The organism is Pedobacter nyackensis, assembly GCF_032678475.1.
In the GTDB taxonomy this organism is placed as follows: Bacteria; Bacteroidota; Bacteroidia; order Sphingobacteriales; family Sphingobacteriaceae; genus Pedobacter; species Pedobacter nyackensis_A.
Genome location: NZ_JAVTSF010000009.1, coordinates 1 through 23,517, shown reverse-complemented (window position 1 = coordinate 23,517; position 23,517 = coordinate 1). Strand labels below are relative to the sequence as shown.

At 37.9% G+C, this 23,517-nt stretch carries 20 protein-coding genes; 11 read left to right on the top strand and 9 right to left on the bottom strand.

The features are described 5' to 3' along the window. Positions 1 to 55 precede the first annotated feature (55 nt). Positions 56 to 745 carry a 2-C-methyl-D-erythritol 4-phosphate cytidylyltransferase gene (locus R2Q84_RS22785; protein ID WP_316818911.1) on the top strand — a complete coding sequence of 230 codons (690 nt, stop codon included), beginning with the start codon at positions 56 to 58 and terminating at the stop codon, positions 743 to 745. Positions 746 to 764: 19 nt separating this feature from the next. On the opposite strand, the gene R2Q84_RS22780 is transcribed toward R2Q84_RS22785, so the two are convergent. The 6 genes from R2Q84_RS22780 to R2Q84_RS22755 form a co-directional block, all read right to left on the bottom strand. Beyond that, on the bottom strand, positions 765 to 926 hold the full coding sequence (locus R2Q84_RS22780) for a lmo0937 family membrane protein (protein WP_316818910.1): 162 nt from the start codon (positions 924 to 926) through the stop codon (positions 765 to 767). Between the two features lie 130 nt (positions 927 to 1,056). Next, positions 1,057 to 1,278: a DUF2795 domain-containing protein gene (locus tag R2Q84_RS22775; protein ID WP_008240955.1), complete on the bottom strand. Its 222-nt coding sequence runs from the start codon at positions 1,276 to 1,278 to the stop codon at positions 1,057 to 1,059. Positions 1,279 to 1,362: 84 nt separating this feature from the next. Beyond that, positions 1,363 to 1,911 carry a cob(I)yrinic acid a,c-diamide adenosyltransferase gene (locus tag R2Q84_RS22770; protein ID WP_316818909.1) on the bottom strand — a complete coding sequence of 183 codons (549 nt, stop codon included), beginning with the start codon at positions 1,909 to 1,911 and terminating at the stop codon, positions 1,363 to 1,365. A gap of 56 nt (positions 1,912 to 1,967) precedes the next feature. Beyond that, positions 1,968 to 2,750, bottom strand: a complete 783-nt coding sequence (locus R2Q84_RS22765; RefSeq protein ID WP_316818908.1) for an ABC transporter ATP-binding protein — start codon at positions 2,748 to 2,750, stop codon at positions 1,968 to 1,970. Positions 2,751 to 2,804: 54 nt separating this feature from the next. Continuing rightward, positions 2,805 to 3,095 carry an Asp-tRNA(Asn)/Glu-tRNA(Gln) amidotransferase subunit GatC gene (gatC, locus tag R2Q84_RS22760; protein ID WP_316818907.1) on the bottom strand — a complete coding sequence of 97 codons (291 nt, stop codon included), beginning with the start codon at positions 3,093 to 3,095 and terminating at the stop codon, positions 2,805 to 2,807. Next, positions 3,092 to 3,826 carry a lysophospholipid acyltransferase family protein gene (locus R2Q84_RS22755; RefSeq protein WP_316818906.1) on the bottom strand — a complete coding sequence of 245 codons (735 nt, stop codon included), beginning with the start codon at positions 3,824 to 3,826 and terminating at the stop codon, positions 3,092 to 3,094. Before R2Q84_RS22755 ends, gatC begins: the two co-directional genes overlap by 4 nt. Before the next feature lie 200 nt (positions 3,827 to 4,026). Here R2Q84_RS22755 and trpS point away from each other — a divergent pair, with 200 nt between their 5' ends. The 10 genes from trpS to R2Q84_RS22705 all read left to right on the top strand — a co-directional run bounded on the left by trpS (position 4,027) and on the right by R2Q84_RS22705 (position 18,835). Further along, on the top strand, positions 4,027 to 5,025 hold the full coding sequence (trpS, locus tag R2Q84_RS22750) for a tryptophan--tRNA ligase (protein ID WP_316818905.1): 999 nt from the start codon (positions 4,027 to 4,029) through the stop codon (positions 5,023 to 5,025). A gap of 45 nt (positions 5,026 to 5,070) precedes the next feature. Further along, positions 5,071 to 5,685, top strand: a complete 615-nt coding sequence (locus R2Q84_RS22745; protein ID WP_316818904.1) for a deoxynucleoside kinase — start codon at positions 5,071 to 5,073, stop codon at positions 5,683 to 5,685. Between the two features lies 1 nt (position 5,686). Beyond that, positions 5,687 to 6,415, top strand: coding sequence for a 3-deoxy-manno-octulosonate cytidylyltransferase (kdsB, locus tag R2Q84_RS22740; protein ID WP_316818903.1), 729 nt, complete (start codon positions 5,687 to 5,689; stop codon positions 6,413 to 6,415). 24 nt (positions 6,416 to 6,439) lie between these two features. After that, positions 6,440 to 6,973, top strand: coding sequence for a hypothetical protein (locus R2Q84_RS22735; RefSeq protein WP_316818902.1), 534 nt, complete (start codon positions 6,440 to 6,442; stop codon positions 6,971 to 6,973). Between the two features lie 360 nt (positions 6,974 to 7,333). Then, positions 7,334 to 10,111, top strand: a complete 2,778-nt coding sequence (locus tag R2Q84_RS22730) for an outer membrane beta-barrel family protein (protein ID WP_316818901.1) — start codon at positions 7,334 to 7,336, stop codon at positions 10,109 to 10,111. 9 nt (positions 10,112 to 10,120) lie between these two features. Then, complete coding sequence (locus tag R2Q84_RS22725) at positions 10,121 to 10,876, top strand: GLPGLI family protein (protein WP_316818900.1); 756 nt, start codon at positions 10,121 to 10,123, stop codon at positions 10,874 to 10,876. 156 nt (positions 10,877 to 11,032) lie between these two features. Continuing rightward, a complete protein-coding gene (locus R2Q84_RS22720) occupies positions 11,033 to 12,649 on the top strand; it encodes a CTP synthase (RefSeq protein ID WP_316818899.1) in 1,617 nt (538 codons plus the stop codon). 20 nt (positions 12,650 to 12,669) lie between these two features. After that, on the top strand, positions 12,670 to 14,469 hold the full coding sequence (yidC, locus tag R2Q84_RS22715; protein WP_316818898.1) for a membrane protein insertase YidC: 1,800 nt from the start codon (positions 12,670 to 12,672) through the stop codon (positions 14,467 to 14,469). A 179-nt stretch (positions 14,470 to 14,648) separates the two neighbouring features. Then, the gene (locus tag R2Q84_RS22710) at positions 14,649 to 17,501 is read left to right on the top strand and encodes a prolyl oligopeptidase family serine peptidase (RefSeq protein ID WP_316818897.1); all 2,853 of its coding nucleotides are present in this window, start codon (positions 14,649 to 14,651) and stop codon (positions 17,499 to 17,501) included. 62 nt (positions 17,502 to 17,563) lie between these two features. Then, complete coding sequence (locus R2Q84_RS22705; protein ID WP_316818896.1) at positions 17,564 to 18,835, top strand: nucleoside recognition domain-containing protein; 1,272 nt, start codon at positions 17,564 to 17,566, stop codon at positions 18,833 to 18,835. 76 nt (positions 18,836 to 18,911) lie between these two features. On the opposite strand, the gene R2Q84_RS22700 is transcribed toward R2Q84_RS22705, so the two are convergent. The 3 genes from R2Q84_RS22700 to R2Q84_RS22690 all read right to left on the bottom strand — a co-directional run. Continuing rightward, the gene (locus R2Q84_RS22700; protein ID WP_316818895.1) at positions 18,912 to 19,763 is read right to left on the bottom strand and encodes a TonB family protein; all 852 of its coding nucleotides are present in this window, start codon (positions 19,761 to 19,763) and stop codon (positions 18,912 to 18,914) included. Between the two features lie 113 nt (positions 19,764 to 19,876). Beyond that, positions 19,877 to 20,878, bottom strand: a complete 1,002-nt coding sequence (locus R2Q84_RS22695; RefSeq protein WP_316818894.1) for a type IX secretion system membrane protein PorP/SprF — start codon at positions 20,876 to 20,878, stop codon at positions 19,877 to 19,879. A 19-nt stretch (positions 20,879 to 20,897) separates the two neighbouring features. After that, the coding region (locus R2Q84_RS22690) for a gliding motility-associated C-terminal domain-containing protein (RefSeq protein WP_316818893.1) at positions 20,898 to 23,517 on the bottom strand (2,620 nt) is incomplete at its 5' end.

The following is a 23,517-nucleotide window of genomic DNA, read 5'->3' as shown; positions in this document are numbered from 1 at the left end:
AGGAGCTTGAAACGGTGGTTTTAATGCTCCTATTTTTATTTAAATGCAACACAACATGAAATATTATGCCATTATAGTAGCCGGTGGTTCTGGCAACAGGATGCAAAGCTCAGTTCCTAAACAGTTTCTATTGTTAGATGGAAAACCTATATTAATGCATACAATAGCTGCATTTAACACCTGTGAAACTAAACCTCAAATATTACTGGTACTTAATATCGACCAGCATAAATATTGGGAAGAGCTTTGCTTAACCTACAACTTTACAATTCCCCATCTCGTAATAAAAGGCGGCACTCAAAGGTTTCATTCAGTAAAAAATGGATTAAAAGCAATTAAAGGAAAAGGAATAGTCGCTGTACATGATGCAGTGCGACCTTTAATTTCTGCTGACCTTATCACAAAAGCATATCACAAAGCAGAAGAAACCGGAAATTGTATAGTTGGCATCCCTCCCACTGATTCCGTTAGAAAACTACTGGTAGACGGTTCAAGTGCAGCCATAAGCCGGGATGATTTGATGCTGATACAAACACCGCAGACATTTGAAATTGATCTTCTAAAGAAAGCATACCAAACCCCTTATAGAAATGAATTTACTGACGACGCTTCTGTAGCGGAATATTCAGGGGTTAAAATCAATATGATAGCCGGAGAAAGAGAAAATATAAAAATTACACATCCGGAAGATTTAGAGATTGCGTCAATTTTAATAAGGCAACTGAATAAAAGTCAAAAAATTTAAACAGTTGCCTCATTTTATATTATGCAGCCCTGTTTATTACTTTTAGTAAAATAGCAATAACGGCAATAACCAGTAAAACGTGAATCAGACCACCCACATTAGGACCAAAACCTTGAAAGAAAAAGCCGATAATCCATAATATAACCAGTACAACCGCAACAAGATAAAGTAGATTTCCCATAACTTTTATTTTTAGATGAGTTAGTAAATGAACCTGACTGTGTTAAACAATCCATGACAATTCATAAACAATCATCGTTCCAAAAATAAAAAAAGGCTCCAGTTACGGAGCCTTTGCTATTCATTGCTGATTAATATTCATCTTCATTGAAGAAGAAATCATCTTTTGTAGGGTAATCAGGCCAAATTTCCTCAATGGTTTCATATGGTTCACCATCATCTTCCAAAGCTTGTAAATTTTCGATCACCTCAACAGGGGCGCCTGATCTTATACCGTAATCAATTAATTCATCTTTTGTTGCAGGCCATGGAGCGTCTTCCAGATGCGATGCGAGTTCTAAAGTCCAATACATATTTCTTATCCTATTAAGTTATTCAAATTTATTTCGCAAAAGTATACTAAAAAAACTGAGCAAAACAATTTTTTTTTACACTATTTACAAACGTGGAATCCAAATGTTTTCATCCGTTTTAGCATCTGAATTCAGTTTTCGTGCCAAAACAAACAAATAATCACTTAAACGATTCAAATAAATAGTCATTTTTTCGTCAACAAAGCTATCCGAAGCCAGATGCACCGTTAAACGTTCAGCCCTCCGGCATATGCATCTTGCTATATGACAATACGATACAACAGTATTACCACCGGGAAGCACGAAGTGTTTTAGCTCAGGTAATTTTTCGTTCATATTGTCCATTTCTGTTTCCAGTAAGGTAATATCACTATCCAGCAAATCAGGAATCTTCATTCTCGACTTTTCAGGATCAGCAGCCAATGCTGCACCAACGGTAAAAAGACGGTCCTGAATTTCCTTTAGCATCTTCTGATGATGAGCGTCAATATCCTGACACATGATGAGCCCGATATAAGAATTCAATTCGTCAACAGTCCCATAGCACTCTATACGCAAATGGAATTTAGGTACACGAGTCCCTCCAATTAACGAGGTCAACCCCTTATCGCCGGTTTTGGTATATATTTTCATCGGTATTTAATTGTCTTTATTGGTTAGTCAATATTTTCTGGAGCATTACCACGAAACTAACCAATCTTTTCGAAATCGTCCCCTTTTAGCTTTACCAGGCGAGGCGAAACAGTTTTGATATCTGTATTTTGATAGTCTTTTTCAATTAACCCGTCACGCATTCTAACAATACGATGTGCATGTTGCGCAATATCTTCTTCGTGAGTTACCAATATAATCGTATTTCCTTTACTGTGAATTTCTTCCAGCAGGCCCATAATCTCAATTGATGTTTTTGTATCCAGGTTGCCCGTAGGCTCATCCGCAAGAATAATAGATGGATTATTAATCAATGCCCTTGCCACGGCAACCCGCTGCCGTTGGCCACCCGAAAGCTCATTAGGTTTGTGCGTCACCCTATTACCTAACCCAACGTTCTCCAGCGCCTTTTGCGCCCTTTCCTGACGTTCCTTTTTGTTTGCTCCCGAATAAATTAAGGGCAAAGCTACATTATCAAGCGAAGTGGAACGAGGCAATAGATTAAAAGTCTGAAACACAAAACCTATTTCCTGATTGCGTACTTCGGCAAGCTCATTGTCAGACATATGACTAACATTGGTCCCATTCAAGATATAATCGCCTTTACTTGGTGTATCCAGACAGCCTAAAATATTCATAAGGGTCGACTTACCAGATCCAGAAGGCCCCATTAGTGCAACGAATTCACCTTTATGAATATCGAGCGTTACAGATTTTAACGCATGGATCACCTCAGTACCTATAACATATTTGCGGCCAATATCTTTAATGTGTATCAATGCTTTTTCTGGCATTCCTAACTTGCCTGAGGCTTTTTCCATTACTATTCTTTTAACATTAGATGATGCTTAAGTACGCAATGTTACAATTCCGTATTATTTTTCTATGATCTTAGGCACAAAGAAAAATGACTCATTGTGCACTGCAGCATTTTTCAGTCCATCTTCAACGCTGATTTCCTGCTTTACCACATCTTCGCGCCAAACATTCTCCTCTGTATTCATGTATATTAAAGGCTCAACACCTATTGTATCCAATTCATTCAGTTTTTCCATAAATGTAAGAATTTTGTTCATATCGGGTATCAATGCACCAATTTCTTCTTCCTTTATGGCAATTCTTGCTAAATCCGCAACTTTATATATGGTCTGCTTATCTATAATCATCTGTCAACAAGTTTACTTTTTATCAGTTCAAAAATACGGTCTTTTAACTCATCTGAATCATTTATTGTCAAATTGCTTGTTAAAACCGGCTTATGAACATAAATATCTACTTTACCGGGGCTAGAACCCCATTTTTTTCCATCGTCCCACATACGCTTCCATAAATTGGTAACACTGACCGGTACAATAGGTACCCCTTGTTCTATCGCCAATCTGAAAGGGCCGTTTTTAAAAGGCATTAATTTAGGTGGATAATGACTATCAGAAATCCCACCTTCCGGAAAAATAATCAAACTCATGCCATTCCCAAGGTTATCAGCGGCACGTTTAAATGCTCTGAAAGCAGACATCCTGCTATCCCTGTTTACCGGAATGTCTATTGTCTTAAAGAAAATCCTTAATACCGGGTTTTTCAGGAGTTCATCTTTTCCCATAAAATGAAACCTTCCTTCCGCAAGTATGCATAGAAGCATAATGTCATGATTAGAAGTATGATTTGCACAGTAAATATAAGTCTGATTAGGCACTAAGGATTCCTCGAAAGTAAAGTTGGGAGACAAACCAATAAACAGTGCACAAAGCCGGCTCTTTGATTTGCGCAACCAGTTCAACAAACCGTAAGTTTTCGGACTTCTGGCAGCCAAGTAATAAAAGGGATAAAAAAGCAACGAGAATATCAATATGATGGATACAGAGTAAACACGATGTACTTGTTTAAGAATGTTAATCATTGAATTCAAAAATATTAAAAATACCACATATGGTCACTAAAACGCAATTATGCCATAAACTATTCAAATATGGATAAAAAAAGAAATTATAAGCGGGTGCAATTATAGTTTTTTATTATTTTCGACCCTTTGAATCTTTCCGGAAATTATTAGCAATATTTGTAAGGAGTAGTTTCAACAATTTAACAATATATAATCAGATGAAAGAAACGGTAGTTAGCGGTATTCGCCCGACGGGAAAATTACACTTGGGAAATTATTTTGGTGCAGTAACCAATTTTGTAAAAATGCAGTACGATTACAACTGCTTTTTTTTCATAGCTGACCTTCACTCTCTAACCACCCATCCTACCCCTCAGGATCTTCATGGTTATGTAAGGCACGTATTGGTTGAATACCTTGCATGTGGAATAAACCCTGAAGAAACAACAATTTATATACAATCAGATGTTCCGGAAGTTGCTGAACTGTATTTGTACCTGAACATGAATGCTTATATGGGTGAACTGGAAAGAAGCACCTCATTTAAAGATAAGGTAAGATCACAGCCTGACAACATAAACGCAGGCTTATTAACCTACCCAACACTTATGGCGGCCGATATCCTTATCCATAAAGCCACAAAAGTACCTGTTGGTAAAGATCAGGAACAACACCTTGAATTTACACGTACCTTTGGTAATCGTTTTAACAGATTGTACGAAACAGAATATTTTCCAGAATCATTTGCTTTTAACTATGCCCAGAATCTTGTAAAAGTACCGGGCTTAGATGGAAATGGGAAAATGAGTAAATCCAACGGTGAAGCAACCTGTATATATTTGTCTGATAGTCCAGAGATGATCCGCAAAAAAGTTTCCCGTGCGGTAACTGACAGTGGTCCGACTGCTGAATATCAGGCTAAGCCAGAAGCGATACAGAACTTGTTTGACTTAATGAAAATCGTTTCTCCGGCCGACACTATAGCACATTTCGATGATTTGTACAATAAAATGGGTATCCGATATGGTGATTTTAAAAAGCAACTTGCTGAAGATATGATCGTATTCAACACCCCTATCCGTGAACGAATCGAAGAGCTTTCCAAAGACAGTGCTTATTTACGTCAGGTAGCTATACATGGTGCATTGAAAGCTAGAGAAAGTGCACAGAAAACGATCAAAGAGGTTAGAGAAATCATTGGCTTTAAATCATTTTAACATTTAGCGTAATTTAATTACCTTTCTCTTCTTCAAAATTAAGATATGCATATAGCGATAGTTGGAAATATTGGTGCAGGCAAAACTACATTAACAGGATTGCTTGCCAAAAATTATGGTTGGGAAGCCTTATATGAAGCGGTAGATAACAATCCGTATCTGGAGGATTTTTACAGCGATATGAAACGCTGGAGTTTTAACCTACAGATCTATTTCCTAAACAGTCGCTTCCAACAGCTTGTAGACATCCAGAATTTCAACAGAAATGTAATTCAGGATAGAACAATATATGAGGATGCCTACATATTTGCGGATAACCTGCATGAAATGGGATTGATGACTACAAGAGATCATCAAAATTATAAGGCGATATTTGAAAATGTTACTTCTTTCATTAAGCCGCCCGATTTGTTGGTCTACCTGCGTGCTTCTGTACCTACGCTGGTTAACAATATCCAACGTCGGGGTCGCGAATACGAAACGAGTATCCGTATTGATTATTTATCCAAACTAAATGAAAAATACGAAACATGGATTAAGAGTTACAGTCAAGGTAAACTACTGATCCTGGATAAGGACAAACTTGATTTCAGCAATAATCCAGAAGATCTGGGCACTATTATTCAATCTATTGAAGCTGAAATTAACGGATTATTTTAAAATGAAAATACTAGGTATAATACCTGCAAGATATGCTTCAACCCGTTTTCCGGGTAAGCCTTTAATTGATATTCAGGGCAAAAGTATGATCCAGAGGGTTTATGAACAAGCTTTAAAATCCGAAAGTTTAGACAAAGTAGTTGTTGCGACGGATGATGAACGTATTGCTGAAGCTATTCTCAACTTTGGTGGTGAGTTTGTTATGACTGGTGCTACTCATCAAAGCGGCACGGACCGTTGTGCTGAAGTATCAAAACAACTGCCTGATTTCGACATCGTCATCAATATACAAGGTGATGAACCTTTTATCAATCCAAAGCAAATTGATTTATTGGTTTCCTGTTTTGACCAGCCCAATGTTCAGCTCGCTACCCTGATCAAAGAAATCCATACTGAAGAGGAGCTTTTTAACAACAATATACCGAAAGTTGTCACCAACAATAAACAAGAAGCCATCTACTTTAGCAGACATACCATTCCTTATATCAGAAATGCTGAAAAAGAACAATGGCTAAAGGCACATCAATTCTATAAACACATAGGAATTTATGGCTATACTACACAGGCGTTGCATGAGATTACCCTGCTAGAGCCATCCAGACTGGAAATTGCCGAAAGCCTGGAACAGTTGCGCTGGATAGAAAACGGGTATACAATACAAACCCGCATTACCGATCTGGAAACTATTGCCATTGATACACCTGAAGATCTGAATAAAATCATAAACTGATAATTTCTTATATTAGGTGGACTTATGAAAAACTATTTTATCCCCATCCTATTGCTTTTCGCTATTATCGGTGCCTGTAACCCTGGTGGAAAAGAACTAAAAGGTAACCTTGAAGATCACCTGGTGTTAAAACCATTTAGCGACTCTGTACTGATCGATACTTTTAAAGTATCGATGGTTGGACAGGAGTTGAAAGATATGACCATTAGGTTCAGCATAACAGCACATAACGGTCAGCAGATTTATCAAAAGGATTTTGCAGCCAGGGATCTGATTGCTGATTACAAATCTTCTGTTGATTTAAAAAAAGAACGTAGCCAGATGGACTTCATACTCAATGAGTACAAGCAGTTTTTAGATGATGAAAACTTTTTAGAACCTGCAGTTACAGAAAATGAAAATGCCGATCAGTACACGCCTGACAAAACGTTTTACGAAGAACTTAAACAATCGTCCTTAAACGGTTTCAAGTACCGTACAGGAAAAGAGAACAATGTATATATAGCCTGGTCTGAAAAGGAAAAAAAAGTAAAACCTTATTACGATTGCTGTAAATAACTGTGTTTAATTTTATTGCTAAGAAATGCCCCTGTGAATAGTTGGAAGTGTGTCTGAAGACAAAAAAGCAATACTTTGTGTACCTGATTAAAAAAAAATAAAAATAAAATTATGATTCTTATAAATTTTATATTATGTTTATATAATCAAACAACAAATATGAAGTTTGTTTTTTTGAAAACCAGCATATTCTAACCAAATATACATTTACAAAAGCGCCCGGAAATTTTTCGGGCCTTTTTTATGATATGCCATTTTTCTTCAAAAACCGAAAAGACAATATAATTTCTATAATTTAATGCTGGCAAAAAAATAGTTCTTAGCTTTAAGAATTATGTCCCTTTCGTTACATGGTAGTTTATGCTCAAAAGATTTTTCATAATTATTCTCTTTCTGTTTTCCGCTTCTATGGCCTTGGCTCAGCAAGCATACATAAAGGGTGTAGTTACTGATTCTGTAGAAAAGAGAAAACTGGAACATAGCGTTATTCTACTCATCAGATCTACAGACTCCATACTAGTAAAATCAATCCGGGCCGACAAAGAAGGAAAATTCGAATTCAAAAACTTAAAAAAAGGCGACTATAAGTTATTAATTTCCTATCCGAAAATGGGCGACTATATTCGCCATTTCAGATTATCAGATACTTCCAGTTTCGATTTAGGTAACATACCTATGGAATTAAAATCCAAACTCTTACATGAGGTTGTTATTCAAGCGAACAAAAGTGCCATTCGCATGAAAGGTGACACCGTTTTCTTTCAGGCCGATAGTTTTGCCGTACGTAGTAATGCCAATGTACAGGAACTCTTAAAAAGGCTTCCTGGCATTGAAGTAGATAAAAACGGAAACATCAAAGCTGAAGGAAAATTGGTAAAAACAGTATTGGTTGATGGAGATGAGTTTTTTGGTGATGACCCACTTCTGGCCACAAAATACCTTAAAGCCAATGCAGTCGAGGAAATACAGGTATATGATAGAAAAAGTAAAAGTGCTGAACTAACCGGAATCGATGACGGAATAAAAAACAAAACCATCAATATCAAATTAAAAGAAAACGCAAAAAACGGGTATCTATCTACTTTAGACCTCAATACAAACATGTCTACACTAGGCGACTACGGGGGCATGATCGGCGTTTTTCAGAACAAGCTCAAAGCTGCCCTTTATGGTACTTATACCACCTTGAATAATGAGTCTAAAATCAACACTTCCATGCGAAAACTGAAAGGAGAAGAATATGATCTGATTGAGGTTGGCGACGATGGAAGCTCAATTATGTATGTTTCCGATGGGGATGATGAAGATTATATAGCTGCTTCGGGAGGCTTACCAAATAATTTAAGTCTGGGTGCCTATTATTCAGATAAATTTGATGAAAATAAAATGGGCATCAAACTCAATTTCAAAGGCTTCAACAACAAAAATGTTAACCATACCACTGCAAATGCAGAGGAACTATTACCTAACGACACAAAATTCACAAGTTCCGGAAAAACTGATAGTTATGCCAATGTATCTGGAGAATCACTAAAAGGCACCTACACCTATAATACGAGTCCGCGCTCTACTCTGAAGATGTCATTTGGATTAAGCAAAAGTCGAAACGAGAACAACTCTACAAGTGAAAGCGAAACAAAAGGCGGCAACGGGCTTTACATTAGCAGAAACAACCAGGAGAATACCGGTCGTGGCACAAATGAAATCTATAACGGAAATATCAACTGGTCCAAAAGGTTCAAAAAAAAGGGACGTACGTTATCTATCGATCTACAGCCTGAAAGTCAGACCAGCAAGAGTACAGAAAACAGCTTAAACAGAACCAATTACTTTAATAGCAATGGGGTGCTTGACCGTTATGAAGACACTGATCTTCGAAAAAAGAACTCAGCCACGCAAAACTCGCTGGGCACACGTATCAATTATACCGACCCTATTTCCAAAAACTGGACACTAGAGGCAGGTTACAGTTTTAAAACCATATCATCTGGAAGCAACAGAGTTGTTTTTGATAACCTTATGCAGGATTTCAAGAAAATAGATTCTTTAAGTAACGATTTTAAGTTCATCAATTTTTCTAATGTTGGAAAAATGATCTTACAGTACAATAACGAAAAATTTTCGATATCAACAGGAATTGAAGCTACCCAAACTAATTTTGAATTGAATGATCTGGATAAGGGTACCGACTTTGAACGGAATTATCTAAACCTTTCTCCTCGCACCAATATCTTCTATAAGGTAAACAACACAACCACTATGTCTGTAAACTATAACGGATACATGCAGCAACCAAGCATAGATCAGCTACAGCCTGTACGACAAATCAATACACCATTATACCAGGTTATTGGAAATTCGGCCTTAAGACCATCATTTAGTAATAATTTCGGCATTTCGTATAATAGCTTCGAGTTAAAATCAGATCAATATATTTCGGCTAACTTCAATTACAGCTTTACCAACAATGCTATAGTAAGTACTGAATTGGTGGATGATTTCAACAAAAGAATTTCAAGTTTTATAAATGCCAATGGAAACAATTCAATAAACGGCAATGTAAGTTATTCAAAAGGCCTTTCTAAAATACACATGCGCCTGGGTGCCGACTTCGGATTCAACAGATCAAAAACCATTGCCATCATTAATGCTACCCAAAATAAAGCGGCAAACATGCAATATAATTTAAGGGCTTCCTTTAATTACTTTACACAAAAGATTGATTTCAACTATGTCCCCTCAGCAACATTGATGACCGGGAAATCATCTATTGGCGAAATAAACGATGGAAGGAGTGTTATGCACAACCACGAAATCTCGACTACCGTACAACTCCCCTATAAATCAGAGTTCAACACATCGTTTTCACTTTCTTTCAGGCCAGCCAATGCTTCGTTCGGACAAGACCTGAACACCGCCATCTGGAACAGCTACCTGGCCACCAAACTACTTAAAAATGAAACACTCGAAATTAAATTATCTGTTACCGACATTCTGAACCAAAAAATCGGATACAATAGATTTGTTGGTGGAAACGTTAAAAGTGAAGACACATTCAGTTATATCCCCCGCTATATATTAATTGGAATAAACTGGAATTTAAGTGGTAATTTTAAAAGGCAATCAGTATCGCAATAAATACAACAAATGAAACAATATGCCTTCCTGTTACTTTTATGTTTGGTGTACCTAAATATTAAAGGTCAGGATACGTTTTTACCCTACGGCAAAATAACTTTTGAAAAGAAAGTAAACTTGGTACGTGCGCTGGAAAATTCGGATCTCCCCCCTGAAGCGAGAGAAAAAATGCAGAAGTATATCACCAGCAATTGGGAATTGTATTTTGATCAGAACAAATCATTGTACAAACCCGCAAAAAAAGAAAACAACCCTCCAGGCCTTTTTTCCTTCACTTTAGGTAAACAAACCAATGAGATTTATACAAATTACAGTAAAAATCAAAGGGTGCTAAAGCGCAATATTATGGACGATCATTACCTGCTTACTGATACCATTCCGAAGGTCAACTGGAAAATTATGCACGATGCGCGAACCATAGCAGGATATGAATGTCGTAAAGCAATTGGGATAATTTATGATACTGTATACGTAGTGGCTTTTTATACAGATGAAATATTACTACGGGGTGGCCCCGAAGGTTTTGGTGGTTTACCCGGTACAATTCTAGGTTTAGCTATCCCCCGTTACAACACAACATGGTTCGCAACAAAAGTAAATGGTTTTGAAAATCACCTGACAGAAATAGTACCTTCAACAAATGGCAAAAAAATTGAAACGGAGAAGGATTTGAAGAAACTGATTGAATTATATACCAGATACGACCTGGATAAAAAAGAAAAAGCAGAAGAGGCCAGAAAAAGAATATACGGTTTCATTTTGTAACATTTTATCCGTTAAGACATTAAGCCATTTTTTTAACATTAGTTATTTTTTATAAAAAGAGCCTCCCCGCTTTGGTTTTATTTGCTAACTTTGTATCCCGTACAAAAACAATAAAACAGTAATCATTTTACTGCTTTGTTTCAGAAAATCACAAACATGACTAAGTATATTTTTGTTACGGGCGGTGTTACTTCCTCATTAGGTAAGGGCATCATCTCCGCTTCATTAGCCAAATTATTACAAGCACGCGGCTATAGTGTTACCATCCAAAAGTTCGACCCCTATATCAATATTGATCCGGGAACATTAAACCCTTACGAGCATGGAGAATGCTACGTTACCGAAGATGGTGCAGAAACAGATCTTGACCTTGGCCATTATGAGCGTTTCTTAAACGTTCCTACATCACAGGCAAACAACGTTACTACAGGACGCATTTATCAGAATGTAATCAACAAAGAAAGACAAGGTGAATACCTTGGTAAAACTGTTCAGGTGGTGCCGCATATTACGGATGAGATTAAACGTAACATGCGTTTATTAGGCGAAACAGGTCAGTATGACATCGTAATCACAGAACTTGGCGGTACTGTGGGCGACATCGAGTCTCTACCATTTATTGAGGCTGTACGTCAGTTCAAATGGGAAGAAGGTGCGCACAATGCCATTGTTATCCACCTAACGCTTATCCCTTATCTTGCTGCTGCCGGCGAGCTTAAAACTAAGCCTACACAACACTCTGTTAAAGCATTATTGGAATACGGTATACAGCCAGACATCCTGGTTTGCCGTTCTGAACGCCCTATTTCTACAGATATCCGTAAAAAAATCGCGTTATTCTGTAACGTAAACGTAAATGCAGTAATTGAATCATTAGATGCATCTACCATTTACGATGTTCCATTGCTGATGATGAAAGAGCAGCTGGATAAAACGGTTTTGAGCAAACTTAAGCTTGCTCAGAAAAACGAACCAGATATGGAAAAATGGAAAGAATTCCTTGGTCGTTTAAAAAACCCAACATCAGAAGTAAAAATTGGTCTTATTGGTAAATACGTAGAATTACCTGACGCTTACAAATCAATTATTGAATCATTTATACATGCTGGTTCAAGAAATGAGTGTAAAGTAAAAGTTGAATACATTCATTCAGAAGGTATTTATCCAGACAATGCAAAAGAAAAACTTGCACACCTTGATGGTGTATTGGTGGCACCAGGTTTCGGAAGTCGTGGTATTGAAGGAAAAATTGATACCATTAAATACGTAAGGGAAAACAATGTACCGTTTTTTGGTATATGCCTTGGTATGCAATGTGCTGTAATTGAATTTGGCCGTAACGTATTGGGACTTCAGGGAGCAAATACTACTGAAATTGATGAAGAAAGTGTGCATCCGGTAATCAATATGATGGAAGATCAGAAATCTGTTACAGCTAAAGGTGGTACAATGCGTTTGGGTTCTTATCCATGTGATCTGAAAAAAGGCACAAAGGCCTTCGCTGCTTATGGAAAAACACACATTTCAGAACGCCACAGACATCGTTATGAGTTTAACAGTGCTTATCTTAACCAATATGAAGAGGCAGGAATGATTGCTTCAGGTATTAACCCTGAAACCAAACTGGTAGAGATTGTTGAGCTTAAAAACCATCCTTTCTTTGTTGGCGGTCAATTTCACCCTGAATTAAAATCAACAGTTGCTAATCCTCACCCACTTTTTGTTAAATTTGTCGCCGCTGCGATGGAGTTTGCGAAGAAGAAAACAAAATAATACGCGTTTAATTAACAATAATGGATAGAAATACGTTTACAGGATTGTTCCTGATCATGATCGTTTTAGCAGGTTCCTTCTATTTCTTTAAGCCTACTGAGGCCGAAATGAAATCAATTCAGGAAAGAAATACTGCCGATTCAATAAAAAAGGCCGGAGGTTCAGCTACACCTGCCCCGGCTGCTACTATTGCAGCTTTGCCTGCCCTTGATTCTGCAGCATTACAAGGACCATTTGGAGGTAACATTTCCGGAACTGTACAAACGAGTGTTCTTGAAAATGAAAACTTAAAACTTACTTTCAGTAATAAAGGAGGTAAAATATTATCAGTACAAGTTAAGGGACATGATACCTATAATGGCAAACCTGTAATTTTGTTTGAAGGTGACCAAAATAAATTTGGCTTAAACTTAAATATTGGTGGTAAAATTGTAAGCACAAACGACTTGTACTTCACAGCTACTCAAAATGCGGGAAGTATTAATATGCGTGCCAACTATTCGGCCGATAAATACATCGAGTATGTATATAACTTACAGCCAAATAGCAGCCAGGTTGGTTTTAACATCAATTTAAACGGATTAAACCAGGTTATTCAGAATAATACAATTTCTTTAAACTGGGAAGCGACTTTACTTGAACAGGAAAAATCTGCAAAAAAAGAACAGGAACATGCTGCACCTTACTATAAATATGTAGATAAAAACCCTGACCATCTAGGCGTTGCTAAAGACGTTAAAGAGGACCTGAAAGAAGGAAAAATTCAGTGGTTCTCCTTTAAACAGCAATTCTTTAGTGCTGCATTGATTCCTAAAGATGCATTTGAGAAGGGTGACCTTGAGGTTAAAGTACTTACAGCACCGGGCCAAATTAAATGGTATGCTGCAAATATGATCATGCCTTTTAATCAACTTGCTTCACAAAGCTATAGCATGAACTTTTACTTCGGTACGAACAAGTTTGATACTTTAAAGGCACAAGGTCATGAATTAGAGAAACAAGTAGACATGGGCTATTGGCCACTTAAATACATCAACAGATTTATCGTGTTGCCTGTATTTAAATTCCTTGAAGGCTTTGGCTGGAACTACGGTTTGATCATCCTGATCTTAACAATCCTACTGAAAGTAGCAATGTCACCTTTAACTTATAAATCATACATTTCAATGGCTAAAATGAGAATTTTAAAGCCAGAGATGGATGAGATAAAAGCTAAAGTTGGCGAAGATAACCCTACCCTATTACAACAGGAATATCTAAAGCTTTACAAGCAGGTGGGTGTAAATCCATTAGGTGGTTGTTTACCTATGTTGCTACAATTACCTTTTGTAATGGCTTTCTTCTTCTTCTTCCCTAACCTTTTTGAATTAAGAGGAGAATCATTCTTATGGATGAAGGATCTTTCGACTTATGACGATTTCATTAAATTTGGCTTCAACATTCCATTGATTGGTGATCACCTGAGTTTAATGTGTGTGTTGATGACCATATCTACATTAATTTATACTTATTTCAATAATCAGATTTCTGGTGCTACAGGTCAAATGAAATACATTGGTTACATCATGCCAATCATTTTCTTAGGGGTATTGAATAGCTATCCTTCAGGATTAAACTATTACTATTTCCTTGCGAACATGTTAACCTTTGCACAGCAATTCCTGATTAAATCAATGGTTGATGATAAAAAGATTCACCAGACTTTGCAGGACAACAAAACAAAACCTGCAGAGCAGAAAAAGAAATCTAAATTTCAGACCAGATTAGATGATTACATGCGTCAGCAACAACAAGCTGCACAGCAAAAAAAGAATAAATAAGATTTTTTCTTTTAGATACCGAAGCCGCATTCTTTAAACAGAATGCGGCTTCTTTTTTATCTACTCCCCATTAAAAATTACTTCTATTGTAAAATTTGACATACAATAAGCGTATTCTATTTAAAATTTCTAATTTTTATATTTTAAATCCATTCAAGGATCAAACTATATCTTCACACATGTTACAGAGACTCACTTTTCTTTTATTTTTGTTTATTACCAGCGTTAGCTTTGCGCAGAAAAAACCTTTAAACCATAGCGTTTACGACAGCTGGGAAGCCGTTGGCAGCAAACTATTGTCAAACAACGGACTATGGGCCGCTTATAACATCAATAAACAGGAAGGCGATGCCATGCTATACCTGACTAATCTAATGGCCAATTCAAAGTTAAATGTAGCCAGAGGAACAAACCTGCAGTTTAGCAGCGATTCAAAATATGCTGTATTCGCAATTAAGCCTTTATACCAGGATACACGTCAGGCCAGAATCAAAAAGAAAAAAGCAGACGATATGACGAAAGATTCCCTGGGCATTGCTAACCTTGGCAGTCTGGATCTCGTAAAGGTACCAAGAGTAAAATCTTATAAAATGCCACAAGAGGGGGCATCTCTTCTTGCCTATCTTTTAGATAAGCCGGTTGACACAGCCAAAAAAGCTAAACCTACAGGGATAACACCCGCCACAGAGAAAAAAGAAGACGGCACATTAGTCATTTTACAGGAACCGGATACCAAAGGGAAAATTGAAGGTACAGACCTGATCTTTAAAAACTTAATTAACGGAACAACGCGTACTTTTAAATATGTTACTGACTATAGCTTTAATAAAAACGGGAAACAACTTATTTTTACCAGCACTGGTTCAAAAAAAGATAAATCAGTACCAATGGGTGTATTTCTTTACGATACTGAAAAAGGAAGCTTAAAAACACTCGTAAATGGCAAGGGTAACTTTAGCGGCTTTACTTTTAACGAAGAAGGTGAATACCTTGTGTTTTTAGGCGAAAGAAGTCCTGAAAAAAAGGAAATCAAAGACTTCAATATCTACTACAACTCCCCTACATTAGACACTGCACAGATTCTGGTAGACAATGAGATTAAAGGAATGCCCGCCAAATGGTCGGTTAGTGGTGATGGAAAACTTAATTTCAGCAAAGATGGCAACAAGCTGTATTTTGGTATTGCTCCAATAAAAACACCGAAAGACACTACCCTGATTGACTTTGAAAATGCGAAATTAGATATCTGGGGATATAAAGACGATTATCTGCAACCTATGCAGTTGAAAAACCTAGACAGGGACCTTAAAAAATCTTACCTATCTGTAATAGAAGTGTTTAATAGCGAACCAAGAATAATTCCTTTAACAGACACCAAACTACCGGAGGCCGGATTAGTCGCTGAAGGAAATGCTGCTTTTGTACTGGCATCAACCGATTATGGCAACAGGATTCAGTCGCAATGGAGCGGTGGTTCTTTAAGAGATTACTATCTGGTCGACACCAAAACCGGTACTAAAAAGAAAATCATTGAAAACTTGTATGGTCAGGTTATGTCTTCACCATCAGGGAAATACATCCTATATTTTGATAAAAAAACAGCAGGATGGTATACATACAATGTACTTACGGCAAAAGTTACGCAGTTAAACAGTAGTTTAAATGTGAAATTTGTAGATGAGGAAAATGACATGCCCGACGAGCCCTCGGCCTACGGTGTAGCTGCATGGACAGAAGATGATAAAGCTGTATTAATTTATGATCGTTATGATATCTGGGAATTTGCGCCAGATGGGAAAAACGCTCCCGAAAACCTGACCAATGGTTTTGGCAGACAAAACAAATTAACCTTCAGATATGAAAAAACAGATCCTGAAAGTAGGTTTTTAGACAAAAAACAAAGCATATGGTTAAAGACTTTCAACAATGTCACAAAAGAATATGGCTGGTATAAAAAGAACATTGGAAACAACAATAATCCAGAACTGGTAATTATGGAAAAAATGTCCTATTCGAACCTGGTAAAAGCAAAGGATACTGAAAGGTACATTTTTGATAAAGGAAATTACGCAAAATCGCCAGATGTTTATGTGTCTACAGATATGAAAACTCAGGTAAAGCTGAGTAATACCAATCCACAGCAACAAGATTATAACTGGGGTACAGCAGAACTAGTAAAATGGACAACACCAAAAGGTTACGCCGCTGAAGGAATATTGTATAAACCTGAAAACTTTGATCCGACCAAAAAATATCCAATGATAGCCTATTTTTATGAAAAGCTTTCAGACGGACTGTATGCTTATCAAGCACCAGCCCCTACTCCATCCAGATTAAATATCCCATATTTTGTGAGCAACGGATACCTCGTCTTTGCGCCAGACATCAGTTATGAAGAAGGCTATCCAGGAAGATCAGCGGAAGAATATATCAATTCAGGTGTTGAATCTTTAAAGAAAAACAGCTGGGTTGACGGTAGCAAAATTGGTATACAAGGACAAAGCTGGGGAGGTTACCAAGTGGCACACCTGATCACCAGAACTGATATGTATGCAGCGGCATGGTCTGGTGCACCGGTAGTCAACATGACTTCAGCCTATGGTGGTATGCGTTGGGAAAGTGGTATGAACCGTCAGTTCCAATATGAAAAAACACAAAGTCGTATTGGTGCAACTTTATGGGATAAACCTGAGTTATATATCGAAAATTCACCTTTATTTAAATTACCAAATGTAAAAACCCCTGTTGTAATTATGGCTAATGATGCCGATGGAGCTGTACCATGGTACCAGGGTATTGAAATGTATACAGGTCTAAGAAGATTGGGTAAACCGGTTTGGATGCTCAACTATAACAATGAAGCGCATAACCTGATACAACGCCAAAATAGAAAAGACATACAAATCAGAGAACAACAGTTTTTTGATTACTACTTAAAAGGTGCAAAAGCTCCCGTATGGATGGTGAACGGTATTCCTGCGACGGAAAAAGGCAGAACATGGGGTTTTGAACTGACTGATGAAAAACCTTAATTTAAAGCAGAGATAATTAGAATCAAAACTCTAAATTTAGAGCCTTAACTAAATCATGTTTAATGGCATTAAGTAGAATCTGGTCTGCTTTTATAATCGTTGCAATTGTTGTAGCTAGTATAAAGTGTTTCTTTTTTGGGCAAAGTGAAATTTTTAACTGGATGGTCATCGGTAAGGCCGATGACCCGGCAAATCCGTTAAAATTGGATGGGATAATTCAAACATGCTGGGTTGCTGTAGAGCTTTGTTTGAAACTGATCGGAATCCTGGCCTTGTTTATGGGCTTAATGAGTATTGCGGAAAGAGCCGGAGGTATACGTTTATTATCCAGGATCGTTGGCCCCTTCTTCTCAAAATTATTCCCTGATATTCCAAAAGGACATCCGTCTATGGGGCACATGATTATGAATTTCTCTGCTAATTTACTGGGGCTCGACAATGCGGCTACTCCGTTCGGTCTAAAGGCTATGGAAAGCTTGCAGGAACTGAATCCGAGTAAAGATGTAGCATCTAATGCACAAATTATGTTTTTATGCCTCCACGCTGCAGGTTTAAACTTAATCCCTGTAAGTGTTATTGCAATACGTGCTTCGCAAAATGCATCTAACCCTACTGATATTTTTATTCCTTGTTTAATTGTGACCTTTGTTGGTACCATAACGGCAATGATGATTGTTTCCTTTAAGCAAAAGATCAACCTCTTGCAACCTGTTGTAATTGGATGGATCTTAAGCATTTCGTTCATAATTGCACTGTTGGTATTATACATTACTACGCTTAATGCTGATGGGATTAAATCATTTTCAGGTATTCTGAGCAACGGACTTATCCTTTTAGTCTTTTTAGTCATTATACTGGGTGGGCTTTACAAAAAAATTGACGTGTTTGATGCCTTCGTTGATGGCGCAAAAAACGGCTTTGATACTGCAATCAGAATTGTTCCTTATCTGGTCGGAATGTTGGTTGCGATCAGCTTACTACGTACAAGTGGTACATTCGATGTTGTTATCAATGGTATAAAAACCTTGTTCGCATCATTAGGGGCCGACACGCGTTTTGTTGAAGGTCTGCCAACAGCACTCATAAGGCCCTTAAGTGGTGGTGCCGCACGAGGAATGATGGTAAGTACTATGGAAACTTACGGACCAGATTCGTTCGCAAGCAGATTGTCTGGTATATTTCAAGGCGCATCAGACACTACATTTTATGTAGTCGCTGTTTATTTTGGTGCTGTAAGTATTAAAAATACCCGATACGCTATTGGAGCTATGTTGTTGGCCGATTTAGTTGGAGTATGTACAGCAATTGGTCTTGCCTATCTGTTTTTTGGATAACAGTATACTTTATAAAGCAAAAGGGCAGATCAATCGTGATCTGCCCTTTTGCTTTTACCAAACTTATTAAAACGTGCTACTGACCCATTGAAAAACTGATTGGTATGTTATACTTCACCCTAACCGCTTTTCCGTTCTGTATACCCGGCATCCATTTTGGACTACCTTTCAATACGCGAACAGCTTCTTCATCCGTGCCATAGCCCAACTTTCTTTCTATTTTTATATCGGTAAGTGTACCATTCTTTTCAATGATGAACGACAAGAAAACTTTACCCTGTATGCCAGCCTCTTGTGCCGGCCCCGGATACCTTATCGACCTGGATAGATACATATAAAACTTTTCCATTCCACCAGGGAATGTGGGTTGTACTTCCAGGGGTTCAAATGTACCGTACACTTTATCATCTCCAACAACTTTAGCATCTTTAGGTCCTTCACCAGGCGTACTTATCACGACCAAAGTACCATCATCCATACCTTCAATAGTCTTTTGCGAAGGATCTGCATTAACAAGGTCTTTAATCTGCACCGGATCGGCATTAATCACCTTATCATCTACAACGACAATTGGTGGCGGAAACTTAATCTGTTTTTGCTTTGCAGGTGGAGGTTCCACAGCTGCCGGAGGTGGCGTTTCTGGATTTACAGCCGGTGGTGGTTGCACGTTTACAACCGTTACCTTATCGGCTACGTCGTCAATTGTCTCGCTACCTTTAATCAGGCTCATGATTTTTGGAGATAAGAACAACAGGATAAACAGCGAACTCGCTATAAATAAAGCTTTCACTGTATTTGCTGAACTCTCCCTGCGCATTACATAAGCACCGTAACTTTTGTTTTTTTGATTGAATACTACATCAAGCCATCCATTGCCAAATAAATCGATTTTTGAACCCAACATTGCTTTAAATTTTAGATTAAACATTATACCATTGTTTTAGCTTCTTAAACCTTATAATGAAGAAGGCTTGATGCTTTATTAATAGTCTGATGCTAATCTTCCGGTCTTTCCATAAGCCGGATTAAGAAAAATTGAAATTAAAACACGCGTGGACAAATAAATGATCTTGGTACACGTCCAAAAGTTAGCCCCATAGTTATTTCATGAGAACCATTTTGGTTGCTACTCAGCTTACTAGTCACATGATCATAGGAATAGCCAATTCGGAAACGGTCAGTTATAAAAACCTGGATAATACCAGAAACAGAGTTCTGCTTCCCAAGGTGAAGCTCATTAATCTCTTTTTTCCAAAGACCAAAGCCAGTTCTATAGGATGCCCCCAACCATAGTTTATCATTAAAGATCGTCATTACATTCAGGTCGACACTTGTCGGGCCTCTAAAATCCTCTTTAATTAACAAGCTAGGTCTAACCCTCATGTCCGGAGAAACATTCACTAAGCTTCCAGCAATAAAGTAGGCATGTCTGCTTCGTGCGATGTTAAAAGAGGGCGACATCGTTTTATTGTTCACATCAGAACCAGAAAATGCATCAAGCAAAGAAAGACCTAAATACCAAAAATCGGAATTGTAATAAACACCCAGGCGCATATCAGGCTTTAACCTACTTTCATCATTTAACGATATTGCCTGATCGCCCCCTTCCGAAGTATTTATCATTTCTCCGCTCAGGTTATATTGTACCACCCCCACACCTATTCCAAAGCTTAATCTTTGTGTATCATCTCCATTTAACTGTAAACGATATGCATAATTTGCAGTTAAAGCCGTGGTAAATTGTGGACCAATTTTATCAGAAGTTACCTGAAAACCTAAACCCATTTTTCTATCTAAAGGATCCAAAATACCATCGATAGATATGGTACCTGTATTAGGTGCTCCTTCTACCCCTATCCATTGTGAGCGTAAAGCCAGCTGAGCAAACCACTCCTCCTTATAACCAGCATAAGCTGGATTAATACTTAAACTATTGAATACATATTGAGAAAACTGAATATTTTGTTGTGCAGATACCTGCCCTACAAATAAATGAAGGAGAAATATAAGTCCAGCTATACGTTTTACAATTTTAATCATCATTATATTTTAATCGATACTGCTATCTTTTTATCATTACCCAGCTCCTGCGCGTTTCTTCCGCTTTTCCTTTCTTCAATTTCAGTACGTAGAAATAAGTACCGTCATTTAATCCATTGCCATTCCATTCATTTTTGTAATTATTACTTCTATATACTTCATCGCCCCATCTGTTGTAAACAAAAAGACTAACATCATCATAACTTTCAAGGCCTTTAATGAGGAAGTTGTCATTCTTACCATCACCGTTAGGCGTGAATGTATTGGGAATTTCAACTGGAGGTGGAGTTACCTGAATGCTCACCAAAGCAATGTTTGATGAAAGACCATTTGCATCATCAATCTTATAAGTGAATTTTTCTATTCCGAAAAATCCTTTATTAGGTCTATACATCACTTTTCCGTCTTTACCTACAATGATCTTTCCGTTAGAAGGCTGGCTTTTTACGTCTACCGTCGACACATTTAGCGGAAATAATGCAGGGCGGTCGTTAATTACTATCGGGATTGCCACCTCTTCTTCAGCTTTAGTAGTTGCATAATCATCAATTGCTATTGGATATCTTGTAATGTCTATTACTGTAGGATCATCATTATTTTCGACTGTGCCCGAAACATCTGTAACCGGGGTTCCCGTTTTAGTAAAACCCTTCACAGTAGCGGTATTCGTTGTCGATCCAGCAATTTTCTCAGGTTCCGTAATCGTATAAACAACTGTCGCAACAGTCGTTTTCCCTGGAGCAAGTGTAGTTTCTTTCAAAACAACAGGTTCGGTAAATTTAAGATCCGTTAAAGCAAGATTGTAAAGCGCTACATTTCCGTTATTGGTAACCTTAAACCTATAAGTAATTGTTTTAAATCCATTATCCAGTTTACCCGTTTTAACCAAAGTTAACGATGGCGAATTTTGTATTGAGACTTCTGCTATAGCCGACATAGGTAAAGGCGATTCGACTGAACTTACCGTTGCAGTATTTACAATTTTACCAGTCCCCATTCCTGGACTTCCATTATTTTCCAGATCATTTTGAGTTATGGTGTAAGTTGCTTCATATACCCATGCTTCACCTTTTTCCAGGATGCCATTTCCATTATCACCTTTTGGATGATTAAGTACACCTCCAAACATAGGGTCCTTAACTGTTACCTGATTATGATTTGCATTACCGCTATTACGTATCGTAATGGTATAGTTGATTTTATCACCTACAGTTGAAACGGCACTCTTATTTGCTACTTTATCAATTGAAATTGCAATACACGCTGGTACCTTCACAGTTACTTTAAAAGGCTGTCCCGCACAACCACCCGATTCAGCAATTGGTGTTATGGTATAAACTATACTTTGCTCAAGTGTTGAGGTATTGATTAAACTGGCGTTTATCGTTTTCCCGGAACCATTGCTTACACCGGTTACCACAGTAGAACTTGCACTCCACGTAAATGCTGCCGCAACAGCATTACCTCCCTTAGCCAGGTTATTTACATTAGCTTGAAGATCATAAATGAATGATGATTGTGTACAACTGAGCGTGTTAATCTGATCATTGTATCCTTTAGGCACTTTGTTTACTGTAACATTAGTTAATGATGAACTTGCACTCTCGCACCCGGTTGCATTGGTCACCTTTACAGTGTAATCACCAATTTCATTCACATCGAGAGTTTGATTTATTGCCCCTGGTATCAGGTTTCCATTTTTATACCATTGATTACCGCTGTTTGAAGACGAAGTAAGCACAACAATTCCACCTTCACAGAAGGTTGTTACGCCTGCTGGAGAAATACCCGGTGTTATTGGATATGAAACAACAGTTACCTTAACAGACTGAGCAGGCGAACTGGAACATCCGTTTGTATTGGTAACAATCAAAGTGTACTGTCCACTTGTTGTTGCGATGTAAGTCTTATTGATTGCACCAGGAATAATTTGACCATCTTTATACCACTGGTTACCTGTGGCAGATGATGAAGTTAAGGTAACCGAACCGCCTTCGCAGAAGGTTAATTTGTCCGCATCCACATTGATCGTTGGTACCACTGGCAAATCGTTCACCACTACTGTTGCTGCAGCTGAAACGCTTGAACAAGCACTTGCATTTGTCACTTTAACCGTATATACACCAGCCTGGGTCGCCACATAAGTGGACTGGTTTGCACCGGTAATTTCATTACCATCTTTATACCACTGATTGCCCAAAGCAGATGACGAAGTCAGCAATACCGAACCGCCTGCACAGAAGGTTAGCTTATCTGCATCCACATTAATCGTCGGCACCACTGGCAAATCGTTCACCACCACGGTTGCAGCAGCTGAAACGCTTGAACAAGCACTTGCATTCGTGACTTTAACTGTATATAAACCAGCCTGAGTCGCCACATAAGTGGACTGGTTTGCACCGGTAATCTCGTTGCCATCTTTATACCACTGATTGCCCAAAGCAGATGACGAAGTCAGCAATACCGAACCGCCTGCACAGAAGGTTAATTTGTCCGCATCCACATTGATCATCGGTACCACTGGTAGGTCGTTCACTACTACCGTTGCAGCAGCCGAAACACTTGAACAAGCACTTGCATTTGTCACTTTAACCGTATATACACCCGCTGCCGTTGCCACATAAGTGGACTGGTTTGCACCA

Coding starts and splice junctions, on each gene's coding strand:
- R2Q84_RS22705 (WP_316818896.1), top strand. CDS start 17,564: ATGGCATTAAGTAGAATCTGGTCTGCTTTTATAATCGTTGCAATTGTT.
- R2Q84_RS22780 (WP_316818910.1), bottom strand. CDS start 926: ATGGGAAATCTACTTTATCTTGTTGCGGTTGTACTGGTTATATTATGG.
- gatC (WP_316818907.1), bottom strand. CDS start 3,095: ATGATTATAGATAAGCAGACCATATATAAAGTTGCGGATTTAGCAAGA.
- R2Q84_RS22695 (WP_316818894.1), bottom strand. CDS start 20,878: ATGATGATTAAAATTGTAAAACGTATAGCTGGACTTATATTTCTCCTT.
- kdsB (WP_316818903.1), top strand. CDS start 5,687: ATGAAAATACTAGGTATAATACCTGCAAGATATGCTTCAACCCGTTTT.
- R2Q84_RS22770 (WP_316818909.1), bottom strand. CDS start 1,911: ATGAAAATATATACCAAAACCGGCGATAAGGGGTTGACCTCGTTAATT.
- R2Q84_RS22785 (WP_316818911.1), top strand. CDS start 56: ATGAAATATTATGCCATTATAGTAGCCGGTGGTTCTGGCAACAGGATG.
- R2Q84_RS22775 (WP_008240955.1), bottom strand. CDS start 1,278: ATGTATTGGACTTTAGAACTCGCATCGCATCTGGAAGACGCTCCATGG.
- R2Q84_RS22735 (WP_316818902.1), top strand. CDS start 6,440: ATGAAAAACTATTTTATCCCCATCCTATTGCTTTTCGCTATTATCGGT.
- R2Q84_RS22755 (WP_316818906.1), bottom strand. CDS start 3,826: ATGATTAACATTCTTAAACAAGTACATCGTGTTTACTCTGTATCCATC.
- yidC (WP_316818898.1), top strand. CDS start 12,670: ATGGATAGAAATACGTTTACAGGATTGTTCCTGATCATGATCGTTTTA.
- R2Q84_RS22700 (WP_316818895.1), bottom strand. CDS start 19,763: ATGTTTAATCTAAAATTTAAAGCAATGTTGGGTTCAAAAATCGATTTA.
- R2Q84_RS22710 (WP_316818897.1), top strand. CDS start 14,649: ATGTTACAGAGACTCACTTTTCTTTTATTTTTGTTTATTACCAGCGTT.
- trpS (WP_316818905.1), top strand. CDS start 4,027: ATGAAAGAAACGGTAGTTAGCGGTATTCGCCCGACGGGAAAATTACAC.
- R2Q84_RS22730 (WP_316818901.1), top strand. CDS start 7,334: ATGCTCAAAAGATTTTTCATAATTATTCTCTTTCTGTTTTCCGCTTCT.
- R2Q84_RS22720 (WP_316818899.1), top strand. CDS start 11,033: ATGACTAAGTATATTTTTGTTACGGGCGGTGTTACTTCCTCATTAGGT.
- R2Q84_RS22765 (WP_316818908.1), bottom strand. CDS start 2,750: ATGGAAAAAGCCTCAGGCAAGTTAGGAATGCCAGAAAAAGCATTGATA.
- R2Q84_RS22725 (WP_316818900.1), top strand. CDS start 10,121: ATGAAACAATATGCCTTCCTGTTACTTTTATGTTTGGTGTACCTAAAT.
- R2Q84_RS22745 (WP_316818904.1), top strand. CDS start 5,071: ATGCATATAGCGATAGTTGGAAATATTGGTGCAGGCAAAACTACATTA.